Annotated in this window: 16 protein-coding genes and 1 pseudogene; 8 read left to right on the forward strand and 9 right to left on the reverse strand. The window is 46.2% G+C overall.

From position 1 onward, the window contains the following. The first annotated feature begins 1 nt into the window (after position 1). Positions 2-865, forward strand: coding sequence for a PhzF family phenazine biosynthesis protein (locus IPJ02_13510; GenBank protein MBK7376529.1), 864 nt, complete (start codon positions 2-4; stop codon positions 863-865). Positions 866-946: 81 nt separating this feature from the next. Beyond that, positions 947-1,153, forward strand: a complete 207-nt coding sequence (locus IPJ02_13515) for a dodecin domain-containing protein (protein MBK7376530.1) — start codon at positions 947-949, stop codon at positions 1,151-1,153. Positions 1,154-1,188: 35 nt separating this feature from the next. Here IPJ02_13515 and IPJ02_13520 read toward each other — a convergent pair whose 3' ends face one another. The 3 genes from IPJ02_13520 to IPJ02_13530 form a co-directional block, all read right to left on the reverse strand. Further along, positions 1,189-3,027 carry a tail fiber domain-containing protein gene (locus tag IPJ02_13520; GenBank protein ID MBK7376531.1) on the reverse strand — a complete coding sequence of 613 codons (1,839 nt, stop codon included), beginning with the start codon at positions 3,025-3,027 and terminating at the stop codon, positions 1,189-1,191. A 110-nt stretch (positions 3,028-3,137) separates the two neighbouring features. Next, positions 3,138-3,848, reverse strand: a complete 711-nt coding sequence (locus IPJ02_13525) for a YebC/PmpR family DNA-binding transcriptional regulator (GenBank protein ID MBK7376532.1) — start codon at positions 3,846-3,848, stop codon at positions 3,138-3,140. Positions 3,849-4,059: 211 nt separating this feature from the next. Continuing rightward, entirely contained in the window at positions 4,060-4,647 is a 588-nt protein-coding gene (locus IPJ02_13530) for a PorT family protein (protein ID MBK7376533.1), read from the reverse strand. Positions 4,648-4,873: 226 nt separating this feature from the next. Between IPJ02_13530 and IPJ02_13535 the strand changes: the two genes are divergently transcribed. Beyond that, a complete protein-coding gene (locus IPJ02_13535) occupies positions 4,874-5,104 on the forward strand; it encodes a hypothetical protein (GenBank protein ID MBK7376534.1) in 231 nt (76 codons plus the stop codon). 23 nt (positions 5,105-5,127) lie between these two features. Continuing rightward, positions 5,128-6,114 carry a tryptophan 2,3-dioxygenase gene (locus tag IPJ02_13540; protein MBK7376535.1) on the forward strand — a complete coding sequence of 329 codons (987 nt, stop codon included), beginning with the start codon at positions 5,128-5,130 and terminating at the stop codon, positions 6,112-6,114. A gap of 268 nt (positions 6,115-6,382) precedes the next feature. Here the strand turns inward: IPJ02_13540 and IPJ02_13545 are convergent, their stop codons facing one another. Then, the gene (locus IPJ02_13545) at positions 6,383-7,510 is read right to left on the reverse strand and encodes a cysteine desulfurase (protein MBK7376536.1); all 1,128 of its coding nucleotides are present in this window, start codon (positions 7,508-7,510) and stop codon (positions 6,383-6,385) included. 138 nt (positions 7,511-7,648) lie between these two features. Next, positions 7,649-9,026, reverse strand: a pseudogene (gene glmM, locus IPJ02_13550) (phosphoglucosamine mutase). Positions 9,027-9,152: 126 nt separating this feature from the next. Between glmM and IPJ02_13555 the strand changes: the two are divergent. Further along, positions 9,153-9,896, forward strand: a complete 744-nt coding sequence (locus tag IPJ02_13555; protein MBK7376537.1) for a class I SAM-dependent methyltransferase — start codon at positions 9,153-9,155, stop codon at positions 9,894-9,896. 86 nt (positions 9,897-9,982) lie between these two features. Here IPJ02_13555 and IPJ02_13560 read toward each other — a convergent pair whose 3' ends face one another. The 3 genes from IPJ02_13560 to IPJ02_13570 form a co-directional block, all read right to left on the reverse strand. Further along, positions 9,983-11,923 carry a sulfatase-like hydrolase/transferase gene (locus IPJ02_13560; protein ID MBK7376538.1) on the reverse strand — a complete coding sequence of 647 codons (1,941 nt, stop codon included), beginning with the start codon at positions 11,921-11,923 and terminating at the stop codon, positions 9,983-9,985. Positions 11,924-12,084: 161 nt separating this feature from the next. After that, positions 12,085-13,422: a sulfatase-like hydrolase/transferase gene (locus tag IPJ02_13565; protein ID MBK7376539.1), complete on the reverse strand. Its 1,338-nt coding sequence runs from the start codon at positions 13,420-13,422 to the stop codon at positions 12,085-12,087. 47 nt (positions 13,423-13,469) lie between these two features. Further along, a complete protein-coding gene (locus IPJ02_13570; GenBank protein ID MBK7376540.1) occupies positions 13,470-14,093 on the reverse strand; it encodes a hypothetical protein in 624 nt (207 codons plus the stop codon). A gap of 74 nt (positions 14,094-14,167) precedes the next feature. On the opposite strand from IPJ02_13570, the gene IPJ02_13575 reads away from it, so the two are divergent. Both IPJ02_13575 and IPJ02_13580 read left to right on the forward strand, forming a co-directional pair. After that, complete coding sequence (locus tag IPJ02_13575) at positions 14,168-14,734, forward strand: phosphatase PAP2 family protein (protein MBK7376541.1); 567 nt, start codon at positions 14,168-14,170, stop codon at positions 14,732-14,734. Positions 14,735-14,737: 3 nt separating this feature from the next. Then, a complete protein-coding gene (locus IPJ02_13580) occupies positions 14,738-16,033 on the forward strand; it encodes an HlyC/CorC family transporter (protein ID MBK7376542.1) in 1,296 nt (431 codons plus the stop codon). A 137-nt stretch (positions 16,034-16,170) separates the two neighbouring features. Here the strand turns inward: IPJ02_13580 and IPJ02_13585 are convergent, their stop codons facing one another. Then, positions 16,171-16,659 (reverse strand): hypothetical protein, encoded by a 489-nt coding sequence (locus tag IPJ02_13585; protein ID MBK7376543.1) that lies wholly within the window; start codon positions 16,657-16,659, stop codon positions 16,171-16,173. A gap of 112 nt (positions 16,660-16,771) precedes the next feature. Between IPJ02_13585 and IPJ02_13590 the strand changes: the two genes are divergently transcribed. After that, positions 16,772-17,350 (forward strand): HupE/UreJ family protein, encoded by a 579-nt coding sequence (locus IPJ02_13590; GenBank protein ID MBK7376544.1) that lies wholly within the window; start codon positions 16,772-16,774, stop codon positions 17,348-17,350. Positions 17,351-17,395 lie beyond the last annotated feature (45 nt).

A 17,395-nucleotide genomic window follows, 5' to 3' on the forward strand; every position in this document is an offset into this window, starting at 1 on the left:
AATGAAATTGACCTTATTCCAAATTGATGCATTTGCAAGCAAGATTTTCAGCGGCAACCCGGCTGCTGTGATTCCTTTGGAAAAATGGCTGGATGAAAAACTGATGCAGCAGATTGCCATGGAGAATAATCTTTCCGAAACGGTTTTTTTTGTTCCTGCACAAAATAAGGCTGCCGACTTTGATATCCGTTGGTTCACCCCCGAAGTGGAGATCAATCTTTGTGGCCATGCTACCCTGGCAAGCGCATATGTACTCTTCAATATTTTGAATTTTGACAGGCCGGAGATCCGCTTCAGTTCTTTAAGCGGTGTTTTGAAAGTGACCAGGGAAGATGATCTTATCTGCATGGACTTCCCTTCCTGGAAGCCTGAGCGGCTGGATATTTATCCCGATGAACTTTCTTTTATCCTGGATCATGCAGAAATTGTGGGCGTGTACAAACACAGGGATATTTTAGTTGAGCTGATGAATGAGGACGCAGTAAAGAACTGCCAGCCCGATTTTTCATTGATGAAAAAGCAGATCGATAAGTTGATCATCACGGCCCCGGGAGATGCTGCCCGGTCTGACGCCTCGTCTGACCGTTCAGGAAATACACCAGGGCCAGTCAAGACGTCAGGCCATGTTGATTTTGTATCCCGCTTTTTTGCTCCCGGCGCCGGCATCGACGAGGACCCTGTAACCGGCTCGGCACATTCACAGTTAATTCCTTTCTGGGCCGAAAAACTAGGTAAGAATAAATTACATGCTTTGCAGCTTTCCAAACGTGGCGGTGAACTCTGGTGTGAGCAAAGGGGAGACCGGGTACTCATGAAAGGTAAGGGAGTGTACTATATGAAGGGTGAAATAGAGTTAAGGTCATAGAGCCCGGGTTCAAAAACATTATCCACTTCTTTGGTTTTGTTCGTAACTTATAGGTTCATTGTTAACCTAAAGATCATCGTTATGGCAATCGTAAAAGTTATCGAAGTGATCGCATCATCCCCCAAGGGGTTTGATGATGCTGTAAAGCAGGCCGTTAAAGAAGTAAGTAAAACCGTCCGCAATATTGATTCCGTCTGGATCAAAGACCAGAAGGTGCATGTAAAAGACGGTAAGATCAGCTCCTATGGTGTGGTCTGTAAAGTATCGTTCCGGGTTTCGGGAAAATAAATCAGTTGATATAGCCGGTATTGCAAGTGCCGGCCTTATTTACTTTTTTCTTTCTTCAATTCATCGATTTCTTTCTTTAACTCTTTAACCGCCTCCAGTAAGACCGGGATCAAACCAATATAGTTCACACTCAGGTTACCGTTGATGTCTGTTTTAACCAGGTTGGGATAGATCAATTGGACCTCCTGGGCCAGCACACCTGTTTGCAGATCTTTATTCCTTTGTTCATCTTTCCAGTTATAGGAATAGCCATTGAGCTGAGTGATCTTTTCCAGTGAGTGGTTAAGCGGCTGAATATTTTTTTTGAACCGTACATCGCTTACCTGTGTAAGCGTGCCCTGTAAAATGGCATCCCCGTTTCCCTGGATCCGGAACAGCTCATTAGATGTACTGTTGTCTACACCTGCATAAAAAATATGATTGGCCCCTACATCATTTACCTGGTACCGCAATTCCAAACCCGTATTTCCAAAACCAAAATACTGGTGGTCGTTATTGGCAGATTCCCTCAACACCAGTTTCCTGTTCGCATTGGTATTGGGGAATTGAAGGAGAGCATTGGGATCGTTGATGCCAATGCCTATGTTACCGGTCGGTTTAATAACCAGGTGGTTCAACGTTCCGTTACCAAGCAGGATATCGCCGGTACCGAATTTGTAAATGTTCAGGTTATTATTATCATCCATGCCAAGGTAAGCCGACTCTGTTGTGGTTAAAAGTTGCATAATGGAAATACCATTTTTAGCAACAGAGGATGCAAAATCGGTCTGTATATTTATGGTGCCCGGAAAACTGGTAGCTGGGTCAATATGACCCACACTGATCTTGCCATTTTGCATCTGCATGGTGGCTTTATTGGAAGCATTGTACACATCACTGCCTACGCCAAAATAGATCGCCCGGTCGGGTGCATTTGGACTGGTGCCATCGGTGTAGTTCCAGATATAACTTTTGTAATCAATACCCATGCCCACACCCATGAACAGGCCCCGTTCCGGATCATTTGCAGTCTCCTGGTTTGGATAAGTTATCCGGATCCCGTTCTTGTTTGTGACCGGGGCTGTGCCGGCGAATTGCGACAGGGAGGAAATATCCAGCATGTATTTCGGGTTTCGCTGGTAAATGCCCTGTCCCAAACCGGTGATATTGATGGCCGGCCTGATGGTCCCGTTGAATTGATCAAATCCTATCCGGAAAATGGCATCGAGGTTGTTGGCGTGATTCCAGATGACCGTTTCATTCGGGTTATCCTTATTGTTGCCAATTACCAATCCTTTGTCTGCATTCACATTGCTGTTGATGTCAAAAAGCAAAGGGGATATGATACGCATCCCCAAAACTGCGGTTGTTGGGGCCGGGTCATCCAGTACCATGTCCAATCCATATTCCGGGTTCCTGTTCGAAAAGCCGATCATTCCACCGGTGGAAACCTGCTTTAGTCTTAACAGTTCATTTCCGCCAGCAACAAAAGAAACATCTTTTGCATCCGGCGTTCCTAAATAGCTGTCTGTAGCATTTATGGGAGCAGTATGTACGGAGGAAGGGGGATTTGTATTTAAATTACCATGCAGTCCCCAATAAGAGCTGTCACTCTTTTTATTATCTGTGATCCAGTTCCATTGATTGTTTTGATAATAATAAAAACCAGCACTGTCAGGTCCGGTCTGGTAAACAAGCAAACCAATAGCGGGAGCGGCGATCCCGTTCTTTTCCGTTTTTGTTAAACGAGGTATCAGCAGGCCTTTTGTACTGCTTTTTATGTCTAACAGGGCGCTGCCATTGGCAGTACTGCCATCGGTATTGATGGCAAAAGATTGTGCCAGGATAAGTTGCGAAAAACCAATTGAAAAAATAAAGATGATTATTTTTTTCATAGAGATGATTTTAAATCGATGTCGTTTTATTTGTAAATTAACAAATTAGCCATTTGTAAAACAAAAAAGCCAGGATTTATTTCCTGGCCTGGTCTCTTTAAAGAATCTGCTTATTTCAGGTTGTGATAAACTTTCTGCACATCATCATCCTGCTCCAGGTTGTCAACCAGTTTCAACACTTCGTTGGCCTGGTCTTCACCTAATTCTATTGTATTTGAAGGTATCCACGTAAGTTCGGCACTGATCACTTCGATCTTTTTTTCTTCCAGTGCCTTACTCATATTGCCGTACTCATTAAAGGGTGTACGGATGATGATATTGCCATCGGCATCTTCACCTATTTCTTCCAGTCCAAAATCGATCAGTTCAAATTCAAGATCTTCCACATTTACCCCAGTACCTTTTATTTTAAATTCTGCCATGTGCGTAAAACCAAATGCCACAGAACCGCTGGTGCCCAATGAGCCCTGCCCCTTAGTAAAATGCATCCGTACATTGGCCACCGTACGGGTGGGATTATCTGTTGCTGTTTCCACCAGTACGGCAATGCCATGCGGTGCATAACCTTCATACATGATCTCTTCATAGCTGCTGGTATCTTTGCCCATTGCCCTTTTAATGGCTGCTTCCACCCGGTCCTTGGGCATATTGCAGGCCTTGGCGTTCAGGTAGCATCTTCTCAGGGCCGGGTTATTATCCGGGTCAGGGCCTGCGGCCTTTACGGCAATGGCGATCTCCTTCCCGATACGGGTAAAATTCTTTGCCATCTTGTCCCAGCGGGCAAACATGGCGCTCTTTCTTACTTCAAATATTCTTCCCATTATTGGTATTAGTTAATCCGTTAATTGGTTGACGGGCTGCAAATTTAAGGAAAATCATTGCGTAAAACAGAAGTCGGGCATAAGGTTAATTTCAGTATGGCTGATCTTAAATCCCGGCTCAAGATCCCCCTTTAGGTGATAGGGGCAGGATAAAGGCAAAAAGAAAGCAGCACCTGTTTCCAGGCACTGCTTCTTTCTTGTTTCCAGGGATTTAAAAAGTATAGCCAACCGAAACCTTTAGCACCCGGTTATGGGCATCATAATTATCATTCTTATCCAGTTTTGATAAGCCGTGTTCATAGCCGGCCCGGAGGTTGATGCCGTTGTCAAACTGGTAACCTACCCCACCGGATAAGCCGAGGTCAACTTTGTTGAAACGTTCGGTTATGCCAATGCCTTTGTTGAAAAGGGAAATGCCCAGCACACTCAGCTTTGCATTCAGGGTGCTGCGGACCAGGTAAGAGACCTGGGGGCCTGCATATACGTTCAATCCTTTTCCCAGTTTTGCTTTCAGGTGAAGCGGCATGTCTATATAATGCTGCTGAACCTGCGCCCCCGCATTAATGGCCAGGAATTTCAATGCATCAATTTTGAGGTCGCCCTTGATGCTGTATCCTTTCTTTGAGTAGGCAAGGCCGGGTTCGAAAGAGAATGTTTGTGAAATAGGAATGTTCACATAACCACCTACGTGAAATCCGGTTTTGCCTTTGGTAACCAGCCAGCCATCGGTTTTTTCAACTAGGTCTTCCACGATCCGGAGGTCATCACCCTGCCATTTGGAAAAATTGGCGCCGGCCATTAAGCCGTACGTAACCTGTGCGTTAGCAACGTTTGCCAGTAATAAGCTGCTGATGATCGATGAGAAAAAAATCTTTTCATAACGGAGTGCAGGGTTTTAAAAACTGTCTGGGATACCTGCATTGGAATACTATGCCATGATCATCTTATTAACAGAAGTATATGTTAAAGGGGGATGGCGTTTGCAAGCGGTTAACAAAAGAGGGATACCGGATACCAGATGCCAAATGCCAGATACAAGATACCAGATGCCAGATAAGATCATATCCCGTATCCTGCATCCTGTATCCCGTATCCTGCATCCTGTATCCCGTATCCTGCATCCTGTATCCCGTATCCTGCATCCTGTATCCGGTATCCTGCATCCTGTATCCCGTATCCTGCATCCTGTATCCGGTATCCTGCATCCTGTATCCCGTATCCTGCATCCTGTATCCCGTATCATTCCGAATGCGTAAGTTTGCTTCCATAAAACCTTGCTATGGATAAAGCCGTTTACTACGCAGATTACCTGCAACTGGATAAGATCACCGGTGCACAGGAACCGGAAAGTTTTAAAAAGGGTAAAACACCGGCACACGATGAAATGCTCTTCATCATCATACACCAGGCTTATGAACTCTGGTTCAAGCAGATTTTATTTGAAGTGAACTCGGTGATCGGGATAATGGATAAACCCGTGGTGAATGACAACTCTCCCGAAATGCAAACCGTGGTGCACCGGCTGAAACGGGTGGTCACCATTTTAAAAGTGCTGGTGCAGCAGATCGACATCATGGAAACGATGACGCCGATGGACTTCCTTGATTTCCGGGATATGCTGCGGCCGGCATCGGGTTTCCAGAGTTACCAGTTCAAAGTGCTGGAAGCAAAACTGGGATTGAAATTTGAGCACCGGCACGGGCAGAACTATTATTTATCACAACTCAAAGAAAAAGATATCGCCATTATTAAAGAAGCAGAAGATGGTAAGTCGGTGCTGGAACTGATCAATGCATGGCTGGAAAGGATGCCTTTCATCACCGATGCATTCTGGAAGAATTATGAGCAGGTGTATGTGAGCAGCCTGGCCGAAGCAGAGAAAGGCAATGCCGCATCTTTTGCGGAAATCTTTAATACTGCCTCTGCCGAAAGAAATTTTTCTCCCAGGGCCTGCCGCTCGGCCTTGTTCATCATGCTGTACCATGGTTACCCCATGATGGAACTGCCGTTTCAGTTATTGGATACGCTGCTGGAAATAGACAACCAGCTTGGCGCCTGGCGTTACCGCCACATCAACATGGTGCAGCGCATGATCGGCAGCCGCATCGGTACCGGCGGAAGTACCGGCGCCGGTTATTTAAAAGCGGCCATGGATAAACATTATATCTTTAAAGAACTGGCGCAGCTGAACAGTTACCTGGTTGACAGGAAGAAATTACCGGTGCTGGCAAAGGAAGTAGAGGAGAGTCTGGGGTATCACTTTTAGGTTATACTGAGCAGTGTCGGAGGGTTACCACGGAGACACGAAGAATTTACACTGAGAACACAAAGGGGAAGTAGTAGATATTTTTGTGCTCTGATAAAGGGGATTTGTATTTCAGCAGATTGCTTCGTCGTTCCTCCTCGCAATGACGTTTCAAAAGGGGATGCTTCGTTCCCTGCCTACCGTCAGGCGGGCTCAGCATGACAGCTAATTAGGAATCCGTATCCAGCAACCGGTATCTGGTATCCTGCATCCTGTATCAGCTTTTCGTTTACATCAACTCCTTCAACTTCTCCACAACAGCATCTACCTCCGCCCTGGTATTGTGTTTGCTGAAACTGAAACGTACCGTTACCTGGTTGGGGTTGTTGTTGATGGCACGGATCACGTGACTACCCTGGTCGGCGCCGCTGGTGCAGGCACTGCCGCCGCTGGCACAGATATTATTGATGTCGAGGTTGAAGAGGATCATCTCCGACTTTTCAGTCTTGGGAAAACTTACACTGAGTACGGTATATAAACTTCTGCCCAACGGGTCTCCATTGAAAGCAACGCCTTTGATATTCTTCTTCAGCTCATCCATCATGTAGTATTTCAGCGTACCGATGTGCGAACTGTCAGCTTCGTAATTAGCGGTAGCAAGTTCCAGCGCTTTGGCAAAACCAACAATGCCGTACAGGTTTTCGGTGCCTGCCCGCATGTTACGTTCCTGTGCACCACCGTGTACAAAGGGTTTTATTTTTACGTTCTCATTGATGTACAAAATGCCCACGCCTTTTGGCCCGTGAAATTTATGGGCAGCGCCGGTGATGAAATGCACGGGTGTATTCCTCAGGTCGAATGGAAAGTGCCCGACTGTTTGTACCGTATCGCTGTGGAAGATGGCGTTGTACAGTTTGCATAAATTGCCCACGGCTTTCATGTCGAGCATATTGCCGATCTCGTTATTGGCGTGCATCAGGGTGACCAGTGTTTTTTCTTCGCTGGCGGCCAGCAGTTTTTCCAGGTCGTCAATATCAATATGCCCGTTGGGTAATAATTTCACCAGGCTCACTTTGGCAACGTCCATGTTATCGAGGTACTCCACCGAATGCGAAACGGCATGGTGTTCAATGGGAGAGGTAATGATGTGTTTACACCCCAGGTCTCTTACTGCCGCAGCAATAGCTGTATTACTGCTTTCGGTTCCGCCGCTGGTAAAAAATATTTCGGCGGGGTGTGCATTCAGGATCTTCGCCACGCTTTTCCGGGCTGTTTCGATGGCCATGCGTGTCTCCCTTCCATATGAATAAATGGAAGAGGGGTTGCCAAACTTTTCGGTCAGGTAAGGCATCATGACTTCCAGCACCTGTGGGTCAAGTGCCGTGGTGGCGGCGTTGTCGAAGTAGATTCTGTTCATGCCCCTGTCCCCTAAAGGGGAACTTTGTTTTAAGGTTATAAATTATACCAGGCAGTTCTTTAAAACAAGCTGACTGATATTTAAAAGTTCATATTATCTGCCTGCTCCAGGTTCCCCCTTCAGGGGGCGGAGGGGGCTTTACATCATCCTCCCGATATCCTGCATCAGTTTTTTTGCAATATTATCCGCCTTCGATTCAAAATCGCTTTCGGCATAAATGCGAATGATGGGCTCGGTATTGCTGGTACGCAGGTGAACCCAGTCATTGTCAAATTCTATCTTCAGCCCGTCTTCGGTATTGATCGGCTGGTTCTTGTAAAGGTCCTTTATCTTTTCAAATATCCCTTTCACATTGGTGCCGTTGGTCAGTTCGATCTTATTCTTACTGATGAAATAATCCGGGTACGTATTTCTTAGCTGTTTGATGCTTTTTTTGCTTTGCGCCAGGTGCGTTAAAAACAACGCAATGCCGATGAGCGCATCCCTGCCATAATGCAGGTCGGGAACAATGATGCCGCCGTTGCCTTCGCCCCGATCACGGCATCCACTTCTTTCATCCGGTTCACTACGTTCACTTCACCTACCATGCTGGGGGAATATTCCCCGCCATGTTTCAGCGTTATTTCTTTCAGCGCTTTGGTGGACGACATATTGGAGACCGTATTTCCCTTTCTTTTACCCAGCACATAATCGGCCACCGCAACCAGGGTATATTCCTCGCCAAACATGGTCCCGTCCTCACAAACAAAACAAAGCCGGTCAACATCCGGGTCAACAGCTATTCCTAAATGAGCATTCTGTTTCACTACTTCTTTGCTCAGCTCTGTCAAATGCTCGGGCAATGGCTCCGGGTTATGTGCAAAGTTGCCGGTCACTTCCCCGTTCAGTATCACTATGTCAGTAACACCCAATGCTTTCAGCAAAGCAGGCACCGCAATGGCGCCGGTACTGTTCACTGTATCTACCACTACTTTAAAATTCTTTTTCTTAATTGCATTCACATCCACCAGTGCGTATTCAACCACCGCTTCAATATGTTTTTCAGCAGGCTGTCGTCTTTTGTATAAGTGCCCAGCTTATCAACCGTTGCGAATTTGAAATCTTCTTTTTCTGCCGATTTTAATATCAGTTTTCCTTCATCGCCACTGATGAACTCACCTTTGCTGTTCAAAAGTTTTAATGCATTCCATTCCCTGGGGTTATGACTGGCAGTGAGGATGATGCCCCCTGCGGCGTTCTCAAATTTAACAGCCATTTCAACCGTGGGGGTGGTACTAAGGCCCAGGTCCACCACATCAAGCCCGAGACCAATGAGGGTATTAACCACCAGGCTGCTCACCATTTCGCCGCTCATACGGCCATCGCGGCCTATAACTACTTTTTTATTGCTGCTTTGTTGTAAAAGCCAGCTTCCGTATGCCGCTGCAAACTTCACGATATCAACGGGGGTAAGGTTATCACTGGTCTTTCCGCCGATGGTTCCTCTGATGCCCGAAATGCTCTTTATCAATGCCATTCTTACTCTGTTTAGGGAGGGCAAAGATAAGAAAAGCCTGGCTCATAGCTATAGTTCATTGTTGTTTACTATTTACTATTTACCATTTGCTATTTACCATGAACTATTAACTATTAACTTTGCCCCATGCAACAAACCTGGTTCAAAGACTGGTTCAATTCTCCCTACTATCACCTGCTCTATTTTAACAGGGACGACCGGGAAGCTGCCAATTTTATCGATAACCTGATCCAGTACCTGAAACCGCCACCCGGTTGTTGTATGCTGGACGTTGCCTGTGGTAAAGGAAGGCATTCGGTTCAGCTGGCAGGCAAGGGTTTTGATGTTACCGGCATTGACCTGAGCGATGACAGCATCCACGAAGCACTGCAGTCTGAAAGCGATACGCTGCATTTTTACAGGCATGATATGCGCCTGCCTTTCTGGATCAATTATTTTGACTACGCGTTTAATTTCTTTACCAGCTTCGGTTATTTCCGGACAAGGCGTGAGCACGACAATGGCATCCGCACCATTGCGCAATCATTAAAAAGAAACGGCATCTTTGTGATGGATTTCCTGAATGTGCATTATGCCGAAGACCACCTGGTTCACCAGGCCGAAAAGGAAATAGAAGGCATCAATTTCATCATAACCAAATGGTATGATGAGACCCATTTTTACAAGAAGATCATTGTGGAAGACCATAGCCTGAAGGAGCCGCTGGTATTTACAGAAAAAGTTGCCAAATTTTCCCTCGGCGATTTTACCGAGATGTTCGCCTACCAGGGACTGCAGATGCAGGAGGTGTTCGGCGATTATTCTTTCTCCAACTATGACGTAAAAAAATCACCCCGGATGGTGATGATCGCAAAAAAGATCAAAGCCTGATCAGACTTTTATTTTATCACAAAGACACGAAGGCACTAAAAAAAAAACTTTGTTTTTTTTCACTTGGTGACTTCGTGCCTTTGTGGCTATTTATTCTTATTGTTGAACAGCATCCACCGGGCCGTTTCGTAAATGGCGGAAGTGAGTTGGGATAAATGCTTTTTTACAGAATCCTGTTGCCCGGCAGTTAATGCAGGGGGCCCGGAGCGAACCGGCACCAATTCCTCTTTTTTTATACGGATGTTTTTGCGGTAGAAATAATAATCCGTCACCACGCCGATCCATCCGGGCGCATGGTAGATGATAAAAGCCGCATTTTCTTTTTTGTCTTTGTCCAGCAGGTCCCGTCCCAGGGTGGTATTCAGGTAGGGTTGCTGTATCATGCCGGCGATGGTTGGCAATATATCGATCTGCGATACGGTCTCTTTCCGCAACTGCGGTGTGACCAGGCAGGGGGAATAAAACAGCAAGGGAACATGCTCATCACTCAGGCGTTGTTCTGTCCATGCTTTGGGATAAATGGCTTCGGCATTGCCTTCCACGCCGTGGTCGCCGGTGAAAATAAAAATGGTATTGTTGTAATAAGGCTGGTCTTTGGCCTTGTCCATGAATTTCTGAATGCAGTAATCGGTATAAGCGAATGCATGGTATTCTTTCAGTGATTCAAAGCCATATTTCTGCAGTGTATCTGCGTCCATTGTTTTTTTTACAAAGTCGCTGTCTTCTGCCGGTATGTTATACGGCCGGTGGTTATCGGCAGTCTGTATGATGGCAAAAAAAGGTTTCTGCTGCCTGGAAAGCACATCATTGGCTTCCAGGAAAAGATTTTTATCACTGATACCCCATACGTTGATATTCTCGGCTTTGTATTTTCCTTCTTCATATACCTGCACATCCCGGATGTTGGAAATGAGCCCGCCGAAATTATTGAACTGGCTGCGGCCGCCGATGAAGTAAAATTTTCCGTAACCGTCAAAATCATTGATGATGGTGCGCTGGTTCACCGACTCCGGGTTACGGGTGGCAAATTTTGAAAGCTGTACATCGGGAATACCGGTGATAGTGGCAAAAATGCCCCGGGCCGTGCCGAAACTGGGTGTAAAGCACCGGTCGAAGAAAATACCCTGTTTGCACATTTCATTAAAATAGGGTGTCGGGTCGACCGGGTTGCCACTCATGCTGCTTTTATACATGCTGAAGCTCTCGCAGATCACCAGCACCACGTTGGGTTGGCTTTCAAAAGCCCTGCTGCCGGGTTGTACCAGCCGGCTGTACGTGGTTTGCTGGAGGTTGTATTTATCCAGGTTCAGGAACCGGGATATCACCGGGTAATATTCCTTTGCATGGTTGTTGTAATCGGGCTTCCGGAAACGGAGCGTAGTAAAGAAATTCTGCAGGGGGTTCAGGGCAAGATTGCTTTTAAATTCATCATTTAAATTAAATGCCCTGAAAAAATCAAGCGGCTTTAGCGTAAGAAACCCGTAAATGAACCAGGTCATCAGCAGCAATGCAGCCGCATGCCACCTGCGCCGGTAAGTGAATTTGTGTATGTTGATGTTTTTTTCGGCCACATCCACGTGCGTCCGGCGGAACATCCAGGTCATCATCACCACGGCCCCTGCAAGGCCTATCAGTATCCACACTACCGGGTAGCTCTGCCATACCATCTGGAGGCTTTCTCTCGGGTCCTCGGCAAAAATGAGGGCATCGGCATTCAGCCGGGCGTTGATGTAGGCAAACTGGCCAAAATCGGCACCATAGAAGAACAGTACCAGCAGCGTGATGATGCCGAGGTAGAATGTCCAGCGCTTTTTACTTCTTTCGCTGAAAAAAGGGGAAAGCGTCGGATATAACGAGAACAGGGGAATGGGGGATAAGATGATGGCTATCCAGCGGAGGTCATATTTAAGGCCCAGCCAGAAAGAAGGAAGGAGTTCCAGGATGCCGGTGGATTTGGGTTTAAAGAAGATGACCGTGGCGATCCGGAATGCCGTAAATATGAACAGGTAAATGAAGAATAGCTTCACTATCCACTGTATAGTTTTAGGGACCCGCCAGCTGATGAGCATCGTTTAAATTTTCTTAAGCCTGAACAAAGAAAGCGAAATTAACGAAAGCAGGGATAGAAACCTACCTGCGGGCAGGCAGGCACGGGTGACACAGTTAAATACGCATATTCACGGAAACCCTATTGCTTCTTCTTGTTGTTCAGCAGCAGGTATTTGGCTGTTTCGTAATAGGCATCGGTAAGTTGGTGCAGGTGATTTCTTATGCTGTCGGTTTCAGCATTGGCCGGCACCGGGTCATTGCCTGTCATGGAAACAAGTTCTTCTTTACCGGTCTTTAAATTCTTCAGGTAATAGTATGCATTGCTGACCAGGCCGATGGTCTTTACATCATGGTCGATCACAAAAGCATATTTCCCGGCTGCAGTATCTGTGCCGGGTGGAAACATCGGATCGTAACCAAAGAGGTTTTTGCCAAACGAATTATTGCGGTAAGGGATCCGGGCCAGTGAAGCAACTGAAGGCAGGATATCAAGCTGCGAACAAACATCGCTGATCCGCTTCGGCTGTAAAAATTTCGGTGCATAAAACAACAGCGGCACGTGCTCACAGGTAAGGCCCTGCTCGGTCCAGCTTTTGGGAAAATATTCCAGCGTGCCGTTGTAACGGATACCATGGTCGCCCACGAAAACAAAAATGGTATTGTCAAAATACGCTTCCTTCCTGGCTGCTTCCATGAATTTCCGGTAACCGAAATCCGTATAACGGAAGGCATTCATCTCTTCGTTGCTTTCAAAACCAAAACGCTTTAATGAGTCGGCAGAAAAATGAACGGACCTGAATTCCGCCCTGTCTTCTTCAGGTATGGTGTATGGCCGGTGGTTATCTGCTGTTTGAATGATGGCAAAGAACGGGTTGGTCTGCTGCTTTAAAACCTTATTCGCTTCCAGGAATAAATTCTTATCGCTGATGCCCCATACGTCGATCTTCTTTGCGTTGTAATCGTCCTGTTCGTATAGTTTCAGGTTATGGATATTGTTTGTGAGCACTCCCCGGATATTTGCCCAGGTGGCGCTTCCTCCCAGGAAATAAAAATTGGTATAACCTTTAAACTCGTTGATGATGGTATTCTGGTCAACCGCATTGGGATTGCGGCTTGCGGTCTTCGGGCTCTCCACATCGGGTATGCCGGTGATGGTGGCCCATACGCCACGGGCGGTTCCATACGCCGGGGTGAAGCAGCGGTCGAAGAAAACCCCGTTCCTGCATAATTCAGCAAAATAGGGTGTTGTGTTCAGCGGGTTATTATACATGCTGCTTTTATAAGCGCTGAAACTTTCGCAGATGACCAGCACAATATTCGGCCGCCCGTTGACAGGCGAATGATTGGTATAACTTCTTGTATACTGCAGCCGGTCACTGTCGGAATAAGGTATGCCCAGGTAAGAAGCCATCAACGGGTAAGCTTCCTTTACTTTTTTTATATCGTACGATGAATTCCTGAAACTAAGTGTACTCAAAAAACTCTGGAAGGGATTCAGCGCCAGGTTCGCTTTAAAATCATCACTCAGGGTATATGCATCGCTCCAGCGTAGCGGGAACTGGCCGATCCTGCCAAAAATGAACCCGCCCAGGATGAAGAAAGAAATGATGTATGCCAGGATCCCCTTCTTTTATAGAAACCATCCTTTTGCTGGTAACGGGCCAGCAACCTGCTGAAGAGGAACCTGCCCAGGAAAAAAAACAGGATGAGCCCAATGGTTATTTTCAGCAGGGGATAGGACTGCCACATCATGTTGAAAGAGATGCCTGCATCCTCCAGGTAATTCAGTACGGTTGCATTCAGGCGCTGGTGCAGGTAATCGAAATGATAAAAATCGATGGCAAGAACAAGCAGCATCAGCAGGAAAATGACCGGCAATAAAATATTCCAGAAGGTTCTTGCTTTGGGATTTTTAAAGGGGTTCAATACCCGGACTGCACACAGCAGCATCATGGCCAGCCCGGTCACGCAGGCTATCCGTGCATCAAAACGAAGGCCCATGATGAATGCCGAACCCGAAAAAGCCTTGCCCGGCGGATTGAATTTCCAGAATATGATCAGCCGCGAAATGGTCAGCACGATCAGCAACAGCAATACCACGGAAAAGATCCACCGCAACAACCTGGGTATTCGTTCCAAAAACAACATGCACAATTATTTAAAGTGGACAAAATTAGTTTAATTATTTTTGGCTGCGGCTTAATTTAACAGGCCTGCAGCAAATGACAGATCAACTTCTGGCCTACGACCGGCATTTATTCAAAGTCATCAATGACCAATGGAGCAATTCGTTCTTCGACTGGCTGATGCCCTGGTTGCGTAATGCTTCCATGTGGAATCCCCTTTACCTGTTTTTAATACTGCTGGTACTTATCAATTTCAGAAAGACCGGCTGGATCATGCTGTTATTTGCTGCCGGTACGGTCATGCTCTGCGATTTTGTGAGCGCCGATATCTTAAAGAATCATATTGAACGGCTCCGGCCATGCAATGAAACTTCCTTTGCCGGGTGGATACATGTATTGGTGGGTTACCGCCCTCAAAGCAACAGTTTTGTTTCTTCGCATGCCACCAACCATTTTGGCATGGCCATGTTCCTGTATATGATATTAAGGGATCATTTTAAAGGATGGCCTGTACTTTTCTTTCCCTGGGCACTCCTTATTTCGTTTGCACAGGTGTACGTAGGCGTGCATTATCCCCTGGATGTAATATGCGGGGGGCTAATTGGAATACTTATCGGATATTTGTCGGGCAGATCGTTTAACAGAACCTACGGTTTAGAATAATACATGACAGAAATATTGATCATATTCGGGCTTATCCTGGTTAACGGGATATTTTCCATGGCCGAGATCGCCCTGGTATCATCCAGGAAAGCAAGGCTGGAAGGCCAGGCAAATAAAGGCGACGAAAAGGCAAGATCGGCACTGAAGCTGGCCAGTCATCCGGATGTTTTTCTTTCTACCGTGCAGGTTGGGATAACGCTTATTGGTCTTTTGACCGGTATTTTTTCCGGGGAGAAATTAAAGACCCCCATTGCTGAATATTTCAGCCGCTTCGAATGGTCGAGGAATTACAGCGAGGGGATCGCTACTGCCGTGATCGTTGTGGTGCTTACTTATTTTTCTCTTGTATTGGGAGAACTGGTTCCCAAAAGGATTGGCCTGGCAAGGCCGGAATATATTTCCAAGCATTTAGCCAGGCCCATGGGTTGGCTGAGCAGGATCACGTTCCCTTTTATCTGGTTACTCACCACATCCACCCACCTTATTGTAAAACTCTTCAACCTGAAGGTTACTGATAACCAGGTGACCGAAGAAGAGATCAAAGCCATGATCTCCGAAGGCAGTGAGCACGGAGCCATTGAAGAAGAAGAAAAGGATATTATTGAGCGTATATTTCACCTGGGCGACCGGAACATCACTTCCCTGATGACACACCGTACCGATATCGTCTGGTTCGACCAGCTGGATACGGTGCAGCTATTTAAAGACCGGTTTGATGTGCTTACGTATTCCACCTACCCGGTATGTGATAAACAGGTGGATGATATTACCGGGGTGGTCTTTGTAAAGGATATCTTAAAAGCATCACCGTCAACCCTGCTTAAAGACCTGGCCAAACCGGCGATCTTTGTTCCGGAGAATAACAGCCCGTACCAGTTGCTGGAAAAATTCAAGGAGACAAAAATCCATAGTTGCTTTATCGTAAATGAATACGGTACCCTGGAAGGGATGATTACGCTGAACGACATACTGGAAGCGATCGTAGGCGATGTGCCGCAAAGCGGGCAGGAAGAATATGGGATAGTGAACAGGACCGACGGGACCTTTTTGGTAGATGCCCAGATACCCTTCTATGATTTTTTAAGCCATTTTGAAAAGACGGAATGGATGAATGAAGGCGAACACGATTTTGACACCCTGGCTGGTTTTGTATTGTACGAACTGAAGCATATTCCTGTAACGGGCGAACGTTTTGACTGGAAGGGATTCGATTTTGAGATCATTGACATGGATGGGCAGCGGATCGATAAACTGCTGGTGAAGATATCGGAAGAGATAAAGGAGGAGATGGGGGAATAAGTTTGTGGTTTGAAGTTTATGGTTTGAGAGAGTAAAATGAGTTTAAAAACTTTTCAACCTGCTTACTCCCAACTACAAACCATAAACTACAAACTGGTTTACACCCAACCTCAAACTTCAAACCTGTAACAGTATTCCTAAAACTCAAAACCGGCCTTATCCTCCGGATTGACAAGCTTGGTGCTTTTCCTGTTGCCATTTACAATTACGTGGATGATGCTGATCTGCTCTTTCTTGTATTCAAAAAGGATATTATCTGTAACCTCCAGTTTTTTCACGGAGGGGATATTGTTCGCCTGGTAAAAACTGACAATGCCTTCTTCCTGCTGTTCGTAGCCCAGGAATTGAAATGCAGCAGGTTTCCCGTCCGTCTTTACGATAAGATGTTTCAGAACATAGGCACTCACTAATTTTTCCATCGCCGTTTTATCTTTCGGGTTCAGCAGGTCAATAGGGGTGTTGTATTGCTGCCGCAGCGTTTTTTCAAAATCATCGGTGAATATCTTGCAGCTCATCTCCAGTGTTTTGTCCCTGGCATTGTGCTCAATTTCGGTAACACTAACATAGATGGGGTGAAACGTCTTTTCTGCCGGGGCCGGACCGGTAAGTAAAAATCCGCCAACCATCAACCACTTAAATAAGAAACCTGCCATTTAGCAAAGAGATTAGTAAAAAATCGTTTCTTTAAAGATATTTGAAGGTCAAAGCTACTACAAACACCTAAGGGAAAACACATTGATGGGGGATTTAGGATTTTATTTTGAAATGGGCTGGCATCACATTGTTGCCTGGGATGCTTTGGATCATCTGCTCTTTGTTTTGGCTTTAAGCGCCATTTACCTCATCGGCAACTGGAAACAGGTACTGGTTTTGGTAACTGCTTTCACCATCGGGCATTCGCTCACCCTGGCATTAAGTGTTTACGACGTTATCCGGGTAAGCGATAAATGGGTGGAATTTTTAATACCCTGCACGATCGTAATTACGGCGGTGCTGAACCTGCTGGAGAAGGATTATGAACCCCGGTCGCTGCGGCTGAATTATTTTTTAGCTTTGTTCTTCGGGCTGATACACGGGCTTGGCTTTGCCAATGCCCTTCGTTTCATGCTGGCAAAGGACCAGGGAATCGGGTGGAGCCTTTTTGGATTTAATATAGGACTGGAAGCCGGGCAGGTTGTGGTGGTGATGGGGATATTACTGGCAGGTTTCCTGGTGGTGAACAAAGCAGGACTGAAAAGGAAGTGGTGGGTATGGAGTTTGTCGGTCGTTGCATTCAGCATAGCAGCTAAAATGGCCTGGGAACGTTTCCCGGCTTAGTACTACAAAGCTTAAGCGAAGTTGTACTGATAAATCTTAAAATAA

The sequence above is a fragment of the Chitinophagaceae bacterium genome (assembly GCA_016710165.1).
Lineage (GTDB): Bacteria > Bacteroidota > Bacteroidia > Chitinophagales > Chitinophagaceae > Ferruginibacter.